Source organism: Streptomyces griseocarneus (genome assembly GCF_014655595.1).
Taxonomy (GTDB): domain Bacteria; phylum Actinomycetota; class Actinomycetes; order Streptomycetales; family Streptomycetaceae; genus Streptomyces; species Streptomyces griseocarneus.
Map to the genome: position 1 here is coordinate 116,009 of NZ_BNBL01000002.1, position 15,294 is coordinate 131,302.

Below are 15,294 nucleotides of genomic sequence, written 5' to 3' on the forward strand. Positions count from 1 at the left end.
CGCCCGGGGCGGCCGCCCGGTGCCACCCTGGAAGGGGCTGGAAGGGGCTGGAAAGGGAGTGACGGAGGTGGGGCCGGATGGCACCGATCACCGTGGCGCTGGCGGGCGACACCATGCTGGGGCGCGGAGTGGCCGAGCGGCTGGGCGAGGCGCCCGGGGCGGCGACCCTGTGGTCCGACGAGATCCGGGCGGTCGCCGCGGGGGCCGATCTGTTCGTCCTCAACCTCGAGTGCTGCGTGTCGGACCGGGGCGAGCCCTGGCCCGCCCCCGGGAAGCCGTTCTTCTTCCGCGCCCCGCCGGCCGCCGCCGGCGTCCTCGCGGAGCTGGGCGTGGACTGCGTGACCGTCGCCAACAACCACGCCCTCGACTTCGGCTTCGACGCCCTCGCCGACACCCGGGCGCTGCTGGAGCGCGCCGGGGTGCGCGCGGTGGGCGCGGGGCACGACGTGGCGGCGGCGCGTGAGTTCGCCGTGCTGGAGGCGGGCGGGACGCGGCTGGCGGTGGTCGGCGTCACCGACCACCCGGACGACTTCGCCGCGGCCGCCGGCCGGCCCGGCGTGGCGCTCGCCGACCTCCGCCACGGCGTCCCCGGCTGGCTCGCCGACCTGGTGGCCCGCGCGGCCGCCGAGGCCGACGCCGTGCTGGTCACCCCGCACTGGGGGCCCAACATGACCCCCGGGCCGCCGCGCTACGTACGGGACGCGGCGGCGGCCCTGCTGGAGGCCGGGGCGACGCTGGTCGCCGGGCACTCCGCGCACGTCTTCCACGGGGTCGCCGACCGGGTCGTCCACGACATGGGCGACTTCGTCGACGACTACGCGATCGACGCCGTGCTCCGCAACGACCTGGGCCTGCTCTTCCTGGTGACCCTGGACGGCCCCGCCCCCTCGCGCGTGCGGCCGGTGCGGCTCGAGGCGGTGCCGCTGTTCCTCGACTACTGCCACACCACGACGGCGCACGGTGCCCACTGGGAGTGGATCCGCGACCGCTTCTCCCGCGCCTGCGCCGCCTTCGGCACCACGGTGACCGTGGAGGGGGAGCGGCTGGTGACCGAGTGGGCCTGACCGGTCCCGGGAGGCCGCCCGGGGGCCCGCCGGGGAAGCTTCCGGCCCGCCCGGTGATCACGATCGGGTGACCCGATGATCACGGACGTGTGACCCCCGCCCGCCTCGATCCCTCCCGCCGGCTCCCCTCCGCCCCCGCGCGATCACACGACGTGAGCCCCGTCACGCCGCGGCCCCCGCCCGCCCCCGCCCCCGGGCGGTCCGTACGCGCCCCGCGCCCCCGTACGACCATGGGCGCCCAGCGAGCGCGTGCCCGCGCGCGTGTACTTTTTGATGTACAGCCGCGCTGATGACACCGTGCGGCATGTACTCGTCACCAGACCGTACGCATACCGTGCTGCCGCCCTGGTACCGCCGTACCGATACGAAGGACGCCCCACCCATGCCCTACGTGCGCCACTGGCTGCGCTACTCCATCCTGCTGTTCGCGACCGCGATCGTCCTCGGGATGACCGCCGCGCACACCAAGCTCATCCAGCCGCACGACCTGGACCTGGACCGGACGATCCAGACCAACACCCGCACCGGCTGGCTGAACCACACGATGGAGGCGATCAGCTACTGCGCCTCGCCGGTCGCCGGCGTGCTGATCCTCGCGGTCTGGTGCGGGTACCTGCTGTTCGTGCGGCGCCGTCCCATCGCCGCGAGCGCCACGTTCCTGGTGGTCGCGGTCGGCTGGAACAGCACCCAGCTCGCGAAGGCCATCGTGGCCCGGCCCCGGCCGCCCCGGGAGTTCATGCTGGACCCCGAGATCGGCTCCAACAGCTTCCCCAGCGGCCACACCGCCTTCACCGTGGCGGCCATGGTCGGCCTGTACTTCCTCCTGCGGGAGTCCCGGCACCGCGGCACGGTCGTGGTCGGCGGCGTCCTCGCCGTCCTGCTGGTGGCCTTCTCCCGGATGTACGTCGGCGCCCACTACCCCACCGACACCCTCGGCTCGGTGCTGATCGCCGGCTCCGCGATCTTCTTCGTGACCGGCGTGTGGCACGCCTGGCTGCTGCCCAACCTCGACCGCCTGCCGCTGATCGGCGCCCTGCTGACGCGCTTCGGCCTTGAGGAGGAGCGCGCCGAGCTCGCGGCGGCCCAGGGCGGCTACGGTCACCCGGCCGCGGTGCCCGGCCCGGGCCGTGGCGGGCGCCACCGCCGGCACGCGGGGCGCTGAGCCCCACCCCCCCGTACGCGGTGATCATGGCGGACTCCCCACGGAGTCCGCCATGATCCGTTTTCGGGCCCCCCGATCCGCCTTCCGAATGCCCGCCCCGCGCTCTACCGTGTGCGCCGGCAACCGCAGCGACCGGCCGGCGACCACATGGAGGGGCCGTGGATCTCCAGTACACCCCGCAGCAGCAGCGGTTACGGGCCGAGCTGCGCGAGTACTTCGCGGACCTGGTGCCCGACGGAGCCTACGAGCGGCACACCGACCCCGTCGAGCGCAAGCGCTTCTACCGCCGGACCATCCGCCGCCTGGGCGCGGACGGCCGCCTGGGGGTGGGCTGGCCCCGGGAGTACGGCGGCAGCGGCATGACCCCGATGGAACAGTTCGTCTTCTTCGACGAGGCGGCGCAGGCGGGCGTCCCGCTGCCGCTGATGGCGCTCAACACCGTCGGCCCGACGCTGATGAGGTTCGGCACGGAGGAGCAGAAGGCGTACTTCCTTCCGGGCATCCTCTCCGGCGAGCTGGACTTCGCGATCGGCTACAGCGAGCCCGGCGCCGGCACGGACCTCGCCGCCCTCACCACCCGCGCCGTCCGCGAGGGCGACGTGGACACCGGCCACTACACCGTCAACGGGCAGAAGATCTGGACCACCAACGGCGACACCGCCGACTGGGTCTGGCTCGCCGTCCGTACGGACCCCGACGCCCCGCGCCACAAGGGCATCAGCATCCTCCTCGTGCCCACGAGCGACCCCGGCTACTCCTGCACCCTCATCAACACCCTCGCCTCCCACGACACCACCGCCAGCTACTACGACGGCATCCGCGTCCCCGCCACCCGCCGCGTCGGCCGGGAGAACGAGGGCTGGCGGCTCATCACCACCCAGCTCAACCACGAGCGCGTCACCCTCGCCGCCCACGGCGCCACGGCCGTGCGGGCCCTGCACGACGTCCGGCAGTGGGCCGCCGCGACCCCTCTGGCCGACGGCCGCCGCGTCATCGACCTCGGCTGGGTACGCGGCCGGCTGGCCCGTACGCACATCCGGCTCGAGGCCATGAAGCTGCTCAACTGGCGCATGGTGGACGCCCTCCAGCGCGGCACCCTCACCCCCCAGGACGCCTCGGCCGTCAAGGTCTACGGATCCGAGGCCCGCCGCGACGCGTACGCCTGGCTGATGGAGGTGCTCGGCGCGGCGGGCCCCCTCAAGGAGGGCTCGGCCGGCTGCGCCCTGCGCGGCGAGCTGGAGCGCGGCTACCGCAGCGCCGTCATCTTCACCTTCGGCGGCGGCAACAACGAGATCCAGCGGGAGATCATCTCCTGGATCGGCCTGGGCATGCCCAGGGTGCGCCGCTGACCCGCCGGAACGCTCGGTCGCCGAGCCGCCGGACGCCACGGCGCCGCCTCCGTCGGCCTACTGGCGGCCCGGGCGGGCCGCCATACTTGAGGGGCCGGGGGAGGCACAGCGAATCGACGGGGGCGGCGGCACAGCATGGCGGACACCAGGCTGATCCAGGGCCGGTACCAGCTGCTCGACCTGATCGGGCGGGGCGGGATGGGCGAGGTGTGGCGCGCCCGCGACGAATCGCTGGGCCGCCACGTGGCCGTCAAGTGCCTCAAGCCCATGGGGCGTCAGCACGAGCAGTCGTATCTGCGGGTGCTGCGCGAGCGGTTCCGGCGCGAGGCGCGGGTCGCGGCCTCGCTGCAGCACCGCGGCATCACCGTCGTGCACGACTTCGGCGAGTCGGAGGGCGTGCTGTATCTGGTGATGGAGCTGCTCGAGGGCCGCAACCTCAGCCAGCTGATGGAGGACAACAGGCAGCACCCGCTGCCCGTGCCCGAGGTCATCGAGATCGCCGAGCAGGTCGCCGCCGCCCTGGCCTACACCCACCGGCAGGGCATCGTGCACCGCGACCTCAAGCCCGCCAACATCGTCCGCCTCACCGACGGCACGGTGAAGATATGTGACTTCGGCATCGCGCGCCTCGCCCACGACATCGGCTTCTCCGCCCGGCTCACCGGCACGGGAATCGCCATGGGCACCCCGCACTACATGTCGCCCGAGCAGATCGGCGCCCAGAGCGTCGACCACCGCAGCGACCTGTACTCGCTGGGCTGCGTGCTGTACGAGATCGCCACCGGCGCCCCGCCGTTCGACATGGACGACGCCTGGGCCGTGCTCGTCGGCCACCGCGACACCCCGCCCCGGCCGCTGCGGCCGGTGCGGCCCGAGCTCCCCGAGCCCTTCGAGCGGGTCGTCCTGGACCTGCTCGCCAAGGACCCCGAGGACCGCCCCGCGGACGCCGCCGAACTCGTGCGGCGCATCGCGGCCCTGCCCCCGCTGCGGGCGGACGAGCCCCCGCGCCGGACCCCGCCCGAGGGGCGCCTGCCGCCCATGGGCGCCCCCGCGCGGCTGTCCGGACCGCCCCGGCTGCCCGGCTGGGCCCGCGACATGACCACCGGCTCCAAGGCGGCCGGCACCGGCCCCGTCCAGCCGCCGCCGGATCCCACCGCCGCACTCACCGGCTCCTGGACCGAGCCCTGGGCCGTGGGCCCGGGCGGCGCGGGCCCGCGCCGCACCGTGCCGCGCACCGCCGGGGCCGAGCGGCCGCCCCCGCCCGAGCTGCTCGCCGAACTGGCCGGCCGGCACAGCGAGGGGCTGCGCCTGGCCCGGCTGGACCGGTGGGCGGAGGCCGGCGAGGTGCAGCGGGCCGTGGTCGCCGAGCGCGAGCGGATCCTCGGCCCCGACCACCCCGACACCCTGGCCGGCCGCTACGAGGTCGCCTTCGCCCTCGGCCGTCTGGGACGGCCCCAGGACGCCCTGCGCGAGTTCGCGCGGACCGCGGCCGGACGGGAGCGGGCGCTGGGCCCCGACCACCCCGACACGCTCGCCGCGCGCCAGGAGACCGCGTACGTCCTCGGGCAGCTCGGCCGCCACTTCGAGGCCCACCAGGTGTACGCCGCCGTGCTCGCCGCCCGCGAGCGCGTGATGGGCCCCGACCACCCCGAGACCCTGCGCTGCCGCCACAACCTGGCCTTCAACCTCGGCAGACTGGGCCGCCCGGAGGAGTCGTACGACATGGCGCGCGACGTCGCCGCGGCCCGCGCCCGCCTCCTGGGCCCCGAGCACCCCGAGACGCTCGTGACCCGCTACGAGGTCGGCTACGCGCTGGGCCAGCTCGGCCGCTGGACCGAGGCGCTGCGCACGTACCAGGCGGTGGCCGCCGCCCGGGCCCGGGTGCTCGGCCCGGACGAGTCCGACACCTTCGCCGCGCGCTACGAGGCCGGGATCTGCCTCGGCCGCCTGGGCCGCAGCGCGGAGGCGCTCGAGCTCTACCGCGACCTCGTCGGGGACCGCACCCGCGTGCAGGGGCCCGCCCATCCCGACACCCTGCGCGCCCGGCACGGCCTGGGCGTCAACCTCGGCCGGCTGGGCCGCTGGGAGGAGGCGCTGGCCGAGGCGCGCGACGTCTGCGCCATCCGCGCCCGGGTGCTGGGCGCCGACCACCCCGACACCCTCGTCAGCCGCCGCGAGGTGGCCGTCGGGCTCGGCTGGCTGGGCCGCTGGACCGACGCCCTGGCCGTCTACCGCGACGTGGCCCAGGCCCGCCAGCGGGTGCTGGGCGCCGACCACCCCGACGCGCTGGCCAGCCGCCACGACGAGGCCCACTGCCTGGAACAGCTCGGCCGCTCCGCCGAGGCCGTCGAGCTCTACCGGCAGGTCGCGGCCGTGCGCCGGACCCGCGCCACGCGCGGCCACCGGATCCCGCCGAACTGACGCTTCGTCAGAAAGTTGGTGCGGCCGGGTTCCCTCGCCGGCCGCCCTGCGGCATCCTGCCGCCCATGCGGACCGAGCTGAGCCGCCGGCTGGGCATCGAACACGCCCTCTTCGGCTTCACACCCTTCCCCGCGGTCGCCGCGGCCATCAGCCGGGCCGGCGGCCTCGGCGTCCTGGGCGCCGTGCGCTACGCCGCGCCCGGCGACCTCGCCCGCGACCTGGACTGGATGCAGGAGCACACCGACGGCAGACCCTACGGGCTCGACGTCGTGATGCCCGCCACCCGGGTCGAAGGGGTGACCGAGGCCGACGTCGAGGCCATGATCCCCGCCGGGCACCGGGACTTCGTCCGCACCACGCTCGCCGAACACGGCGTGCCCCGCCTCCCCGAGGGCGAGCCCTCCGGCTGGCGCGTCACCGGCTGGCTCGACGACGTGGCCCGCGGCCAGCTCGACGTCGCCTTCGACTACCCGATCACCCTCCTGGCCAACGCCCTCGGCCCGCCGCCCCCGGACGTCATCCGCCGCGCCCACGCCCGCGGCGTCCTCGTCGCCGCGCTCGCCGGCAGCGCCCGGCACGCCGCCCGGCACGCGGAGGCGGGCGTCGACATCGTCGTCGCCCAGGGCTACGAGGCCGGCGGCCACACCGGCGAGATCGCCACCATGGTGCTCACCCCCGAGGTCGTCCGCGCCGTCGACCCGCTGCCCGTCCTGGCCGCCGGCGGCATCGGCAGCGGCGAACAGGTCGCCGCCGGACTCGCCCTCGGCGCCCAGGGCGTCTGGCTGGGCTCGGTCTGGCTCACCACCGAGGAGGCCGGCCTGACCTCCGGCGTCCTCACCGCCAAGCTCCTGGCCGCCGGTTCCGGCGACACCGTCCGCTCCCGCGCCCTGACCGGCAAGCCCGCCCGCCAGCTGCGCACCGCCTGGACCGACGCCTGGGACGACCCGACCGGCCCCGGCACCCTCCCCATGCCCCTCCAGGGCCTACTGGTGGCGGAGGCCCTCACCCGCATCCAGAAGTACGAGGTCGTTCCTCTGCTGGGTACGCCGGTGGGCCAGATCGTCGGCCGGATGGACAGCGTCCGGAGCGTGCAGGCCGTGGTCGATGACCTGACGAAAGGCTTCGAGAAGGCGGTGGACCGCCTGAACCACCTGGTTGTGGGCAATCGTTCCGCAGGGCTGGGGGCACCCCCAGCGGTAGCTGGGGGAGGGCGGGCACAACCCGACCACCGGCCCGCACCGGGAGGCGAAACGTCATGACGGACAAGCCGAACGGCTTCTGGGCCCAAGCCACCGCCGCGCCCGACCGCACGGTCCTCGTCACCCCCACCGGCCAAGCCTGGACCGCAGGTCACCTGCACGGAGCCGCCAACCGACTCGTCCACGGCCTCCGCGCCGCCGGCCTCCGCGCGGGCGACGCCTTCGCGACGGTCCTGCCCAACGGGCCCGAGTTCCTCACCGCCCATCTCGCCGCCACCCAGGCCGGCTTCTACCTCGTGCCCGTCAACCATCACCTGCTCGCACCGGAGATCGCCTGGATCGTCGCCGACTCCGGCGCCAAGGTGCTCCTGGCCCACGAGCGCTGGGGCGCCGCCGCGACCGCCGCGGCCGACGAGGCGGGCCTGCCGGCCGCCCACCGCTACGCCGTCGGGACCATCGCCGGCTTCCGCCCGTACGCCGCTCTCCTCCACGGCATGCCCGGCACCCCGCCCGCGGACCGCACCCTGGGGTGGGTCATGAACTACACCTCCGGCACCACCGGCCGGCCGCGCGGCGTCCGCCGCCCCCTGCCGGGCAGAGTGCCGGAGGAGAGCCATCTCGGCGGCTTCCTCGGCTTCTTCGGCATCGAGCCGTTCGGCGACAACGTCCACCTCGTCTGCTCACCGCTCTACCACACCGCCGTCCTGCAGTTCGCGGCCGCGTCCCTGCACATCGGCCACACGCTGGTGCTGATGGACAAGTGGACGCCCGAGGAGATGCTGCGCCTGATCGAGACCCACCGGTGCACCCACACGCACATGGTCCCCACGCAGTTCCGGCGCCTGCTGGCCCTGCCGCCGGAGGTACGGGAGGCCTACGACGTCTCCTCCATGCGGCACGCCGTCCACGGCGCCGCCCCCTGCCCGGACCACGTCAAACGGGCCATGATCCGCTGGTGGGGGGAGTGCGTCGAGGAGTACTACGCGGCCAGCGAGGGCGGCGGCGCGTTCGTCACGGCCGGGGAATGGCTGCGCAAGCCCGGCACGGTCGGCAAGGCCTGGCCCATCAGCGAACTCGCCGTCCTCGACGAGGACGGCACGCCGTTGCCCGCAGGCCGGACGGGCACCGTCTACATGCGGATGGCCACCGGCGGCTTCGCCTACCACAAGGACGCGGACAAGACCCGCAAGAGCCGCGTGGGCGACTTCTTCACCGTCGGCGACCTCGGCCACCTCGACGAGGACGGCTACCTCTTCCTGCACGACCGCAAGATCGACCTGATCATCTCGGGCGGCGTCAACGTCTATCCCGCCGAGGTCGAGTCCGTGCTGCTGCGCCACCCCGCCGTCGCCGACGCGGCCGTCTTCGGCATCCCGCACGACGACTGGGGCGAGGAGGTCAAGGCCGTCGTCGAGCCCGCCGAGGGCCACCGGCCGGACGACGCGCTCGCCGCCGAGCTCCTCGGCCACTGCGCCCAGGCCCTGGCCGGTTACAAGCGGCCCCGGTCCGTCGACTTCATCGCCGCCATGCCGCGCGACCCCAACGGCAAGCTCTACAAGCGCCACCTGCGCGAACCGTACTGGCGCGGCTGCGAACGGGCGGTCTGACGCCGTCGCGGTCCGCCGGGGGCTGTCGGGCGGCTGTCCGGACAGGCGTCCGCCCCCCACAGGGGAGGGCGGATGCCTGCCTCAGTGGCCGGCGAGCGCTCAGCGCTCGCCGACCCGCACCACCTTCAGCTTCGGAGAGGAGAGGATGTCCTTCTCGCAGAACCGTCCCCGCAGCATCCGGCCGGCCGAGAACAGCTCGGTCTGGTCGCTGTAGTGGGGCGAGGTGGGGTCGGAGGACTGACCGTACGTCAGGAGGGTACGGGCCACCGGGCAGCCGCCGCCGTCGAAGCCGACGGCCTGGATGTAGCTGGAGCCGTGGGCCACGTCGGTGTAGCCGCCGCCGGCGGCGTTCCAGCGGGCCTCGATCATGTTCCAGACGCCCAGGGCGTGCGCGCCGCCGGACACCGGGATGTGCTTGCCGTTCCGTACGACGAACTGGTGCTCGCCCAGCGGCGCGTCGAGCGCGATGCCCGCCGCCCGCAGCTCCGCGACCGTGTCGGCCAGGGCGCGGGGGAAGCCGTCGGCCGAGGTGTCGAGCGTGTGGGGGGTCGTCACGGGCGAGGCGGGGGAGAAGGGCACCCGCCACAGCTTGTCCTCGGGGACGGTCCGCACGAGCCTGCCCCAGAAGCGGGCGAAGAGCAGCGCGCCCTTGCTGTCCTTGCCGACGGTCCGGTCCCACCGGGACAGGACGCCGCACGCCGCCGAGACGTCCACGCTCTTCCCGTCGCTGCCGGTGGCCCGGCCGCCGGGCAGTGCGGCGCAGGCCTTCGCCGCGTCGGCGGCGGCCAGGTCGCCGGCCGGCGCGCGGTTCGCGAACTGCTGCCGCTCCAGGTCGGCCACGCCCAGGCCGCCGCGCTTCGCCATGGCGGCGACGTCCTGGATCCCGCCGCGCGTGCGCAGCGAACGGGACGTCGCGGTGTCGCCGAAGATCCGCGGGTAGCCGGTCAGCGGCCGGTCCGCGTTGGCCAGCCAGGCGCTGTCGTTGGAGTTCTCGGCGTACGGGGCGTCGAGGAGCGTGGGCATCGCGGACGGACCGAAGATGCCGCCCTGCACCGCGTCGGCGTCCCGGCCGAGCGCGCAGTCGCCGCGCGAGCCGTCCAGCACGGCCAGGCCCGCGGCCGGGAACGTCTGCCGGCCGAGCGCGGTGGAACACCGCTGGGCCAGCTCGTCGGTGACGCGGGGCAGCACCTGCGACTGGGTGTAGAGGCTGTGCCCGGCGGAGTCGGCGGCGACGGTGTTCACCCAGGGCAGGCCCTGCGTGCGGCGCAGCCCCTCCTGGATGTCGCGCACGCTGCGGGACCTGCTCAGGGCGAGCGAGGAGTCGACGAACCGCAGGCTCTGCGCGTTGGGGTCGTTGAGGGCGTAGGCCGTGCCGTCCGCGGCGGGCAGGGGCATGTCGTCGAGGGAGGTCACCACGGGCCCGTAGCGGGTCCACCACTGGGTGCGGGTGACGTCGGAGGTACGGCCGTCCTTGCCCCGGACGGGCACGGTGACCGTCCGCTCGGTCATCCGTTCGGGCTTGCCGTCGACGAGGTAGCTGTGCGCGTCGCCGGGGGCGGTCTTCAGTTCGTAGAGGTTCGTCGGCACGCCGGTGGCGACGGTGTGGCTCCAGGCGATGTGCTGGTTGTGGCCGATCTCGACGATGGGCATGCCCAGCAGGGAGCCGCCCGAGACGTTCAGCTCGCCGGGGATGGTCTGCTGCGACTGCCAGAAGCGGCGGCCGCCCTGCCAGGGGTAGTGGGGGTTGCCCAGCAGCAGCCCGCGGCCGTTCGCGGTGGCGGAGCCGGCGAAGGCGACCGCGTTGGAGCCCATGTCGGCGTCCTGCCGGTCGAACACCTTGCGGGCCGCCGCGGCCGGGTCCGTGGCCCGGCCGGACCCGGCGACGGCCTTCTTGGCCTGCCCGGCGCCCGAGAGGCCGTCGGGGGCCAGGCCCTGGCCGCCCAGCACGGTGATGGCGTAGCCGCGCCGGGCCACGTCCAGGGCGGTGACGGGCGTGACCCAGGAGGCGCCGCGGCAGGCGGGATCGGTGATCCTGTTCTGCTTCAGCCAGGCGTTGTAACCGGCCGCCCAGCCGCGCATCAGCTCCTTCGCCTGGCGGCTGGGCCCGGCCGGGGCCGGTCTCTCGAGGAGCTTCTCCACGGTCTTCGTGTCCCGCACCCCGCGGAAGAACAGGTCGCTGGAGAGGTTGGTGGTGGCGGACGACAACGATCTGTCGGGGCGGGCGTCGGGGCCGAAGTTCCGCGAGCGCTCGCCGCGCAGGGTGACGAAGCCGTCGGCCAGGACGCAGACCTGGTCCTTGGCCTGGGCCCAGCCCGAGCCGAAGCCCAGGCTCGCGTAGTCCTTGCCGACGATGTGCGGAATTCCGTACTCGGTGTAGCGGATGACGGCGTTCAGACCGCCGCCGGACGGTGTGAGCGCGCTGTCCCGCGCGGCTGCCGGGGCCTGGGGCGCGGCCGTGGCGGGCAGTGCGCTCGCGCCGGTCAGCAGGGCGAGCGCGGCGACCGTCAGCGCGCGTAAGCGGTGACGTACGGGCAAGGTGACCTCCAGAGCGAAGGATGAGAACGGCAGTTGACCAGGGGGACGCAGCGGGAGGCCGGGCGGTTCAGCGGCGCTCGTCGACGACGCGCCGGAGCTTGCCTGCGGACCGTTCGAGGGTCCGCGGGGCCACGAGCTCGACCGCCACGGACACCCCGATGCCCTCCTTGACCTGCCGGGCGAGGTCGGTGGCCGCGGCCTCGCGCTGCCCGGGCGTCGCCTCCGGGCGCGCCTCGGCCCGTACGGTCAGCCGGTCCAGGCGCCCCTCGCGGGTCAGGCGCAGCTGGAAGTGGGGCGCGACGCCGGGCGTGCGCAGCACGATCTCCTCGACCTGGGACGGGAAGAGGTTGACCCCGCGCAGGATGATCATGTCGTCGCAGCGCCCGGTGATCCGCTCCATCCGGCGGACGGGGCGGGCGGTGCCGGGCAGCAGCCGGGTGAGGTCGCGGGTGCGGTAGCGGATGACGGGCATGGCCTCCTTGGTGAGCGAGGTGAACACCAGCTCGCCGTGGGCGCCGTCCGGGAGGACCTCGCCGGTGACGGGGTCGACGATCTCGGGGTAGAAGTGGTCCTCCCAGATGTGCGGCCCGTCCTTGGTCTCCACGCACTCCTGCGCGACGCCGGGGCCCATCACCTCGGAGAGCCCGTAGATGTCGACCGCGTCGAGCGCGAAGCGCTCCTCGATCTCGCGGCGCATCCCCTCGGTCCACGGCTCGGCGCCGAGGACGCCCACGCGCAGGGAGGTGGTGCGGGGGTCGATGCCCTGCCGCTCGAACTCGTCGAGCAGCGTGAGGGCGTACGAGGGCGTGGCCATGAGGACGTCGGGCCGCAGGTCGTGGATGAGCCGCACCTGGCGCCCGGTCATGCCGCCGGAGGCCGGGATCACCGTGCACCCCAGCCGCTCGGCGCCGTGGTGGGCGCCCAGGCCGCCGGTGAAGAGCCCGTAGCCGTAGGCCACGTGCACCGTGTCATCGGGCCGGACGCCCGCCGCCCGGAGGGAGCGCGCGACGAGGTCCGCCCAGACGCCGAGATCGGCCTCGGTGTACCCGACGACGGTGGGGACGCCGGTGGTGCCGCTGGAGGCGTGCAGGCGGCGGACGCGGGACCGGTCGACGGCGAACATGCCCCAGGGGTACTGGGCGCGCAGATCGGCCTTGGTGGTGAAGGGGAAGCGGGCGAGGTCGCCGAGGCCGCGGCAGTCCTCGGGCCGCACGCCGGCCGCGTCGAAGGAGCGGCGGTAGAAGGGGACGTTGTCGTAGGCGTGCCGCAGGGTCGCGCGCAGGCGGGTCAGCTGGAGGGCAGCCAGCTGCTCGCGGCCGGCGGGCTCATGGGTGTCCGTCATGGTGGATCATTCCCCACCACCACCCCGTCCGCTAACCGGCCGGGGACGTTCCCTCCGCCACCGCGCGGGCCCAGCGGTAGTCCGCCTTGCCGCTCGGCGAGCGTTCGATCCGGGTGGTCAGCACCACGCTGCGCGGCACCTTGTAGCCCGCCAGCCGCGTCCGGCAGTGGGCCTGCAGAGACCGCAGGGACGGGGGCTGCGCCCCCTCCCGGGGCTGGACGACGGCCGCCACGCGGTGGCCCCAGCGGGGGTCGGGGACGCCGGTGACCACGGCGTCGTACACCGCCGGGTGGGCCTTGAGCGTCTGCTCGACCTCCTCGGGAAAGACCTTCTCACCACCGGTGTTGATGCACTGCGAGCCGCGGCCGAGGACGGTGACGACGCCGTCCGCGTCGACGGTGGCCAGGTCGCCGAGCAGCACCCAGCGCTCGCCGCGCGCGGTGAAGAAGGTGCCGGCGCTCTTCTCGGGGTCGTTGTAGTAGCCGAGCGGGACATGGCCGCGCTGCGCCACGCGGCCCACCTCGCCGGGGGCCGTGGGCCGGTGGGTGACCGGGTCCACCACGGACGTACGGGCGTTGACGCGCATCCGCAGCCCGGCCCCGGGGCCCGTCCCCTCGAGGGCCGTGCCGTTGAAGCCCGACTCGGAGGAGCCGAAGTTGTTGATCAGGCGGACGCCCGGCAGCAGGGCGGCGAACTGGGCGCGCACCGTCTCCGACAGGACGGCCCCCGAGCTGCTGACGCTGCGCAGCGACGAGCAGTCGGTGCCCCGCAGCGGCCCGGCCAGCAGGTCCACCAGCGGCCGCAGCATGGCGTCGCCGACCAGTGACAGCCCGGTGACCCGCTCGCGCGCGAGGGTGCGCAGCGTCTCCTCGGGCGCGAACTTGGTGTGCAGGACGACCTTCTGGCCCAAGTTGAGGGCGATGAACGCGGTGAGGGTGGCCGTGCCGTGCATCAGGGGCGCGGCGGGGAAGAAGACGAGCCCCTCACGGCCGGCCGCCGCCCGCTGTGCGAGCTCCCGCGGCCGCGTGACCGGCTCGCCCGTGGGCGCACCGCCGCCGAGCCCGGAGAAGAAGAGGTCCTCCTGCCGCCACACCACGCCCTTGGGCATGCCGGTGGTGCCGCCGGTGTAGATGATGAACCGGTCGTCGCCCGAGCGCGGGGCGAAGTCGCGTACGGGCGAGCCCGCGGCCTCGGCGTCGGCGAACGCCACCGGGGCGGGGCGCGGCGTCACCGCCCCGTCGGGTGCGGCGCCCACCCGCACCAGGTGGCGCAGCCGCCGCGCCCGGGGCAGGACGGCCGCGACCCGTTCGGTGAAGGCGCCGTCGAAGACGAGGGCCACCAGGTCGGCGTCGCGGTAGAGGTAGGCCAGCTCGTCCGCCACGTACCGGTAGTTGACATTGACCGGCACCGCCCGGATCTTCAGGCAGGCCAGGACGGTCTGGAGGTACTCCACGCCGTTGAGGAGGTGGAGTCCCACGTGCTCGCCGGGCCGGATGCCGCTGTCCAGGAAGTGGTGGGCGAGCCGGCAGGCGGCGGTGTCGAGCGCGGCGTAGGTCAGCCGGCGCTCCGCGCCGTCGCCCGGGTGGCCGAGGTGGACGAGCGCCTCCCGGCCGGGCACCGCGTCGGCGATCGACTCGAAGAGATCCGCGAGGTTGTAGTCCACGGCCGTCATTAGAGCGCCGCGGCGGGGGAGGGGGAAGGGCCGGGACCAATGAATCTGACGATCTGTCAGAAAACTCTTGAACCCGCCCCCCGCCTCCTGCACGCTGGGTGGCGGTCTTCACGACGGGAGGGCTTCCATGGGCGGAAACCCGGACGGCACCGAACACCTCACGCTCGAGCGCGTCGGCGCGACGCTCGTCCTCACCCTGAACCGGCCCCACGCGCGCAACGCGCTCTCCCTGCCGATGCTCGCCGCGCTCCACGACGGCTGGCTGCTGGCCGACGCCGACGACGGCATCCGCTCGGTGGTCCTCACCGGCGCCGGCGGAGCCTTCTGCTCCGGCATGGACCTCAAGGCCCTCGCCGGCCGGGAAGCGGCCGACGAGTCCGTCCGCGAGCGCTTCAGGGCCGACCCCGACCTGCACTGGAAGGCCATGCTCCGCCACCACCGGCCGCGCAAGCCCGTCATCGCCGCCGTCGAGGGCCCCTGCGTCGCGGGCGGCACCGAGATCCTCCAGGGCACCGACATCCGCATCGCCGGCAGCGGCGCCACCTTCGGCCTGTACGAGGTGCGCCGCGGCCTGTTCCCCCTCGGCGGCTCCACGGTCCGCCTGCCCCGCCAGATCCCCCGCACCCACGCCCTGGAGATGCTGCTCACCGGACGCCCCTACACCGCAGCCGAGGCCCGGCGCATCGGGCTCGTCGGGCACGTCGTCCCGGACGGCACGGCGCTCGAGCGGGCCCTGGAGACCGCCGAGCTCGTCAACGCCAACGCCCCGCTGGCCGTCGAGGCCGTCAAGGCCTGCGTCCACGCCGCCGAAGGACTGCCCGAGGCCGAGGCCCTCGCCCTCGAACTCGAGCGCGGCCGCGCCGTCCTCGACACCGCCGACGCCAAGGAAGGTGCCCTCGCCTTCGCCGAGAAGCGCCCGCCCGTCTACCGGCGCGCCTGAGGG

At 74.6% G+C, this 15,294-nt stretch carries 9 protein-coding genes and 1 pseudogene; 7 read left to right on the forward strand and 3 right to left on the reverse strand.

Annotated features, from left to right (window positions below; genetic code table 11):
* Nucleotides 1–77: 77 nt before the first annotated feature.
* The 6 genes and pseudogenes from IE295_RS06450 (at nt 78) to IE295_RS06475 (ending at nt 8,802) form a co-directional block, all read left to right on the forward strand.
* Nucleotides 78–1,064 (forward strand): CapA family protein, encoded by a 987-nt coding sequence (locus tag IE295_RS06450; protein WP_190062532.1) that lies wholly within the window; start codon nt 78–80, stop codon nt 1,062–1,064.
* A gap of 382 nt (nt 1,065–1,446) precedes the next feature.
* Complete coding sequence (locus tag IE295_RS06455; protein WP_190062533.1) at nt 1,447–2,226, forward strand: phosphatase PAP2 family protein; 780 nt, start codon at nt 1,447–1,449, stop codon at nt 2,224–2,226.
* A gap of 158 nt (nt 2,227–2,384) precedes the next feature.
* Nucleotides 2,385–3,575, forward strand: a complete 1,191-nt coding sequence (locus IE295_RS06460; RefSeq protein WP_190062534.1) for an acyl-CoA dehydrogenase family protein — start codon at nt 2,385–2,387, stop codon at nt 3,573–3,575.
* 135 nt (nt 3,576–3,710) lie between these two features.
* The gene (locus tag IE295_RS06465) at nt 3,711–5,996 is read left to right on the forward strand and encodes a serine/threonine-protein kinase (protein ID WP_190062535.1); all 2,286 of its coding nucleotides are present in this window, start codon (nt 3,711–3,713) and stop codon (nt 5,994–5,996) included.
* A 65-nt stretch (nt 5,997–6,061) separates the two neighbouring features.
* Nucleotides 6,062–7,150, forward strand: a pseudogene (locus IE295_RS06470) (NAD(P)H-dependent flavin oxidoreductase); the annotation flags it as partial.
* A gap of 101 nt (nt 7,151–7,251) precedes the next feature.
* On the forward strand, nt 7,252–8,802 hold the full coding sequence (locus IE295_RS06475) for an acyl-CoA synthetase (RefSeq protein ID WP_190062537.1): 1,551 nt from the start codon (nt 7,252–7,254) through the stop codon (nt 8,800–8,802).
* Nucleotides 8,803–8,901: 99 nt separating this feature from the next.
* Here IE295_RS06475 and IE295_RS06480 read toward each other — a convergent pair whose 3' ends face one another.
* From IE295_RS06480 to IE295_RS06490, 3 genes are all read right to left on the reverse strand, one after another.
* Nucleotides 8,902–11,337 carry a penicillin acylase family protein gene (locus IE295_RS06480; RefSeq protein ID WP_190062538.1) on the reverse strand — a complete coding sequence of 812 codons (2,436 nt, stop codon included), beginning with the start codon at nt 11,335–11,337 and terminating at the stop codon, nt 8,902–8,904.
* A 67-nt stretch (nt 11,338–11,404) separates the two neighbouring features.
* Entirely contained in the window at nt 11,405–12,679 is a 1,275-nt protein-coding gene (paaK, locus tag IE295_RS06485) for a phenylacetate--CoA ligase PaaK (protein WP_190062539.1), read from the reverse strand.
* 31 nt (nt 12,680–12,710) lie between these two features.
* A complete protein-coding gene (locus IE295_RS06490) occupies nt 12,711–14,342 on the reverse strand; it encodes an acyl-CoA synthetase (protein ID WP_190062540.1) in 1,632 nt (543 codons plus the stop codon).
* A gap of 136 nt (nt 14,343–14,478) precedes the next feature.
* Between IE295_RS06490 and IE295_RS06495 the strand changes: the two genes are divergently transcribed.
* Nucleotides 14,479–15,291, forward strand: a complete 813-nt coding sequence (locus IE295_RS06495) for a crotonase/enoyl-CoA hydratase family protein (RefSeq protein ID WP_190062541.1) — start codon at nt 14,479–14,481, stop codon at nt 15,289–15,291.
* Nucleotides 15,292–15,294: the final 3 nt, after the last annotated feature.

Coding starts and splice junctions, on each gene's coding strand:
- paaK (WP_190062539.1), bottom strand. CDS start 12,679: ATGACGGACACCCATGAGCCCGCCGGCCGCGAGCAGCTGGCTGCCCTC.
- IE295_RS06455 (WP_190062533.1), top strand. CDS start 1,447: ATGCCCTACGTGCGCCACTGGCTGCGCTACTCCATCCTGCTGTTCGCG.
- IE295_RS06450 (WP_190062532.1), top strand. CDS start 78: ATGGCACCGATCACCGTGGCGCTGGCGGGCGACACCATGCTGGGGCGC.
- IE295_RS06495 (WP_190062541.1), top strand. CDS start 14,479: ATGGGCGGAAACCCGGACGGCACCGAACACCTCACGCTCGAGCGCGTC.
- IE295_RS06475 (WP_190062537.1), top strand. CDS start 7,252: ATGACGGACAAGCCGAACGGCTTCTGGGCCCAAGCCACCGCCGCGCCC.
- IE295_RS06465 (WP_190062535.1), top strand. CDS start 3,711: ATGGCGGACACCAGGCTGATCCAGGGCCGGTACCAGCTGCTCGACCTG.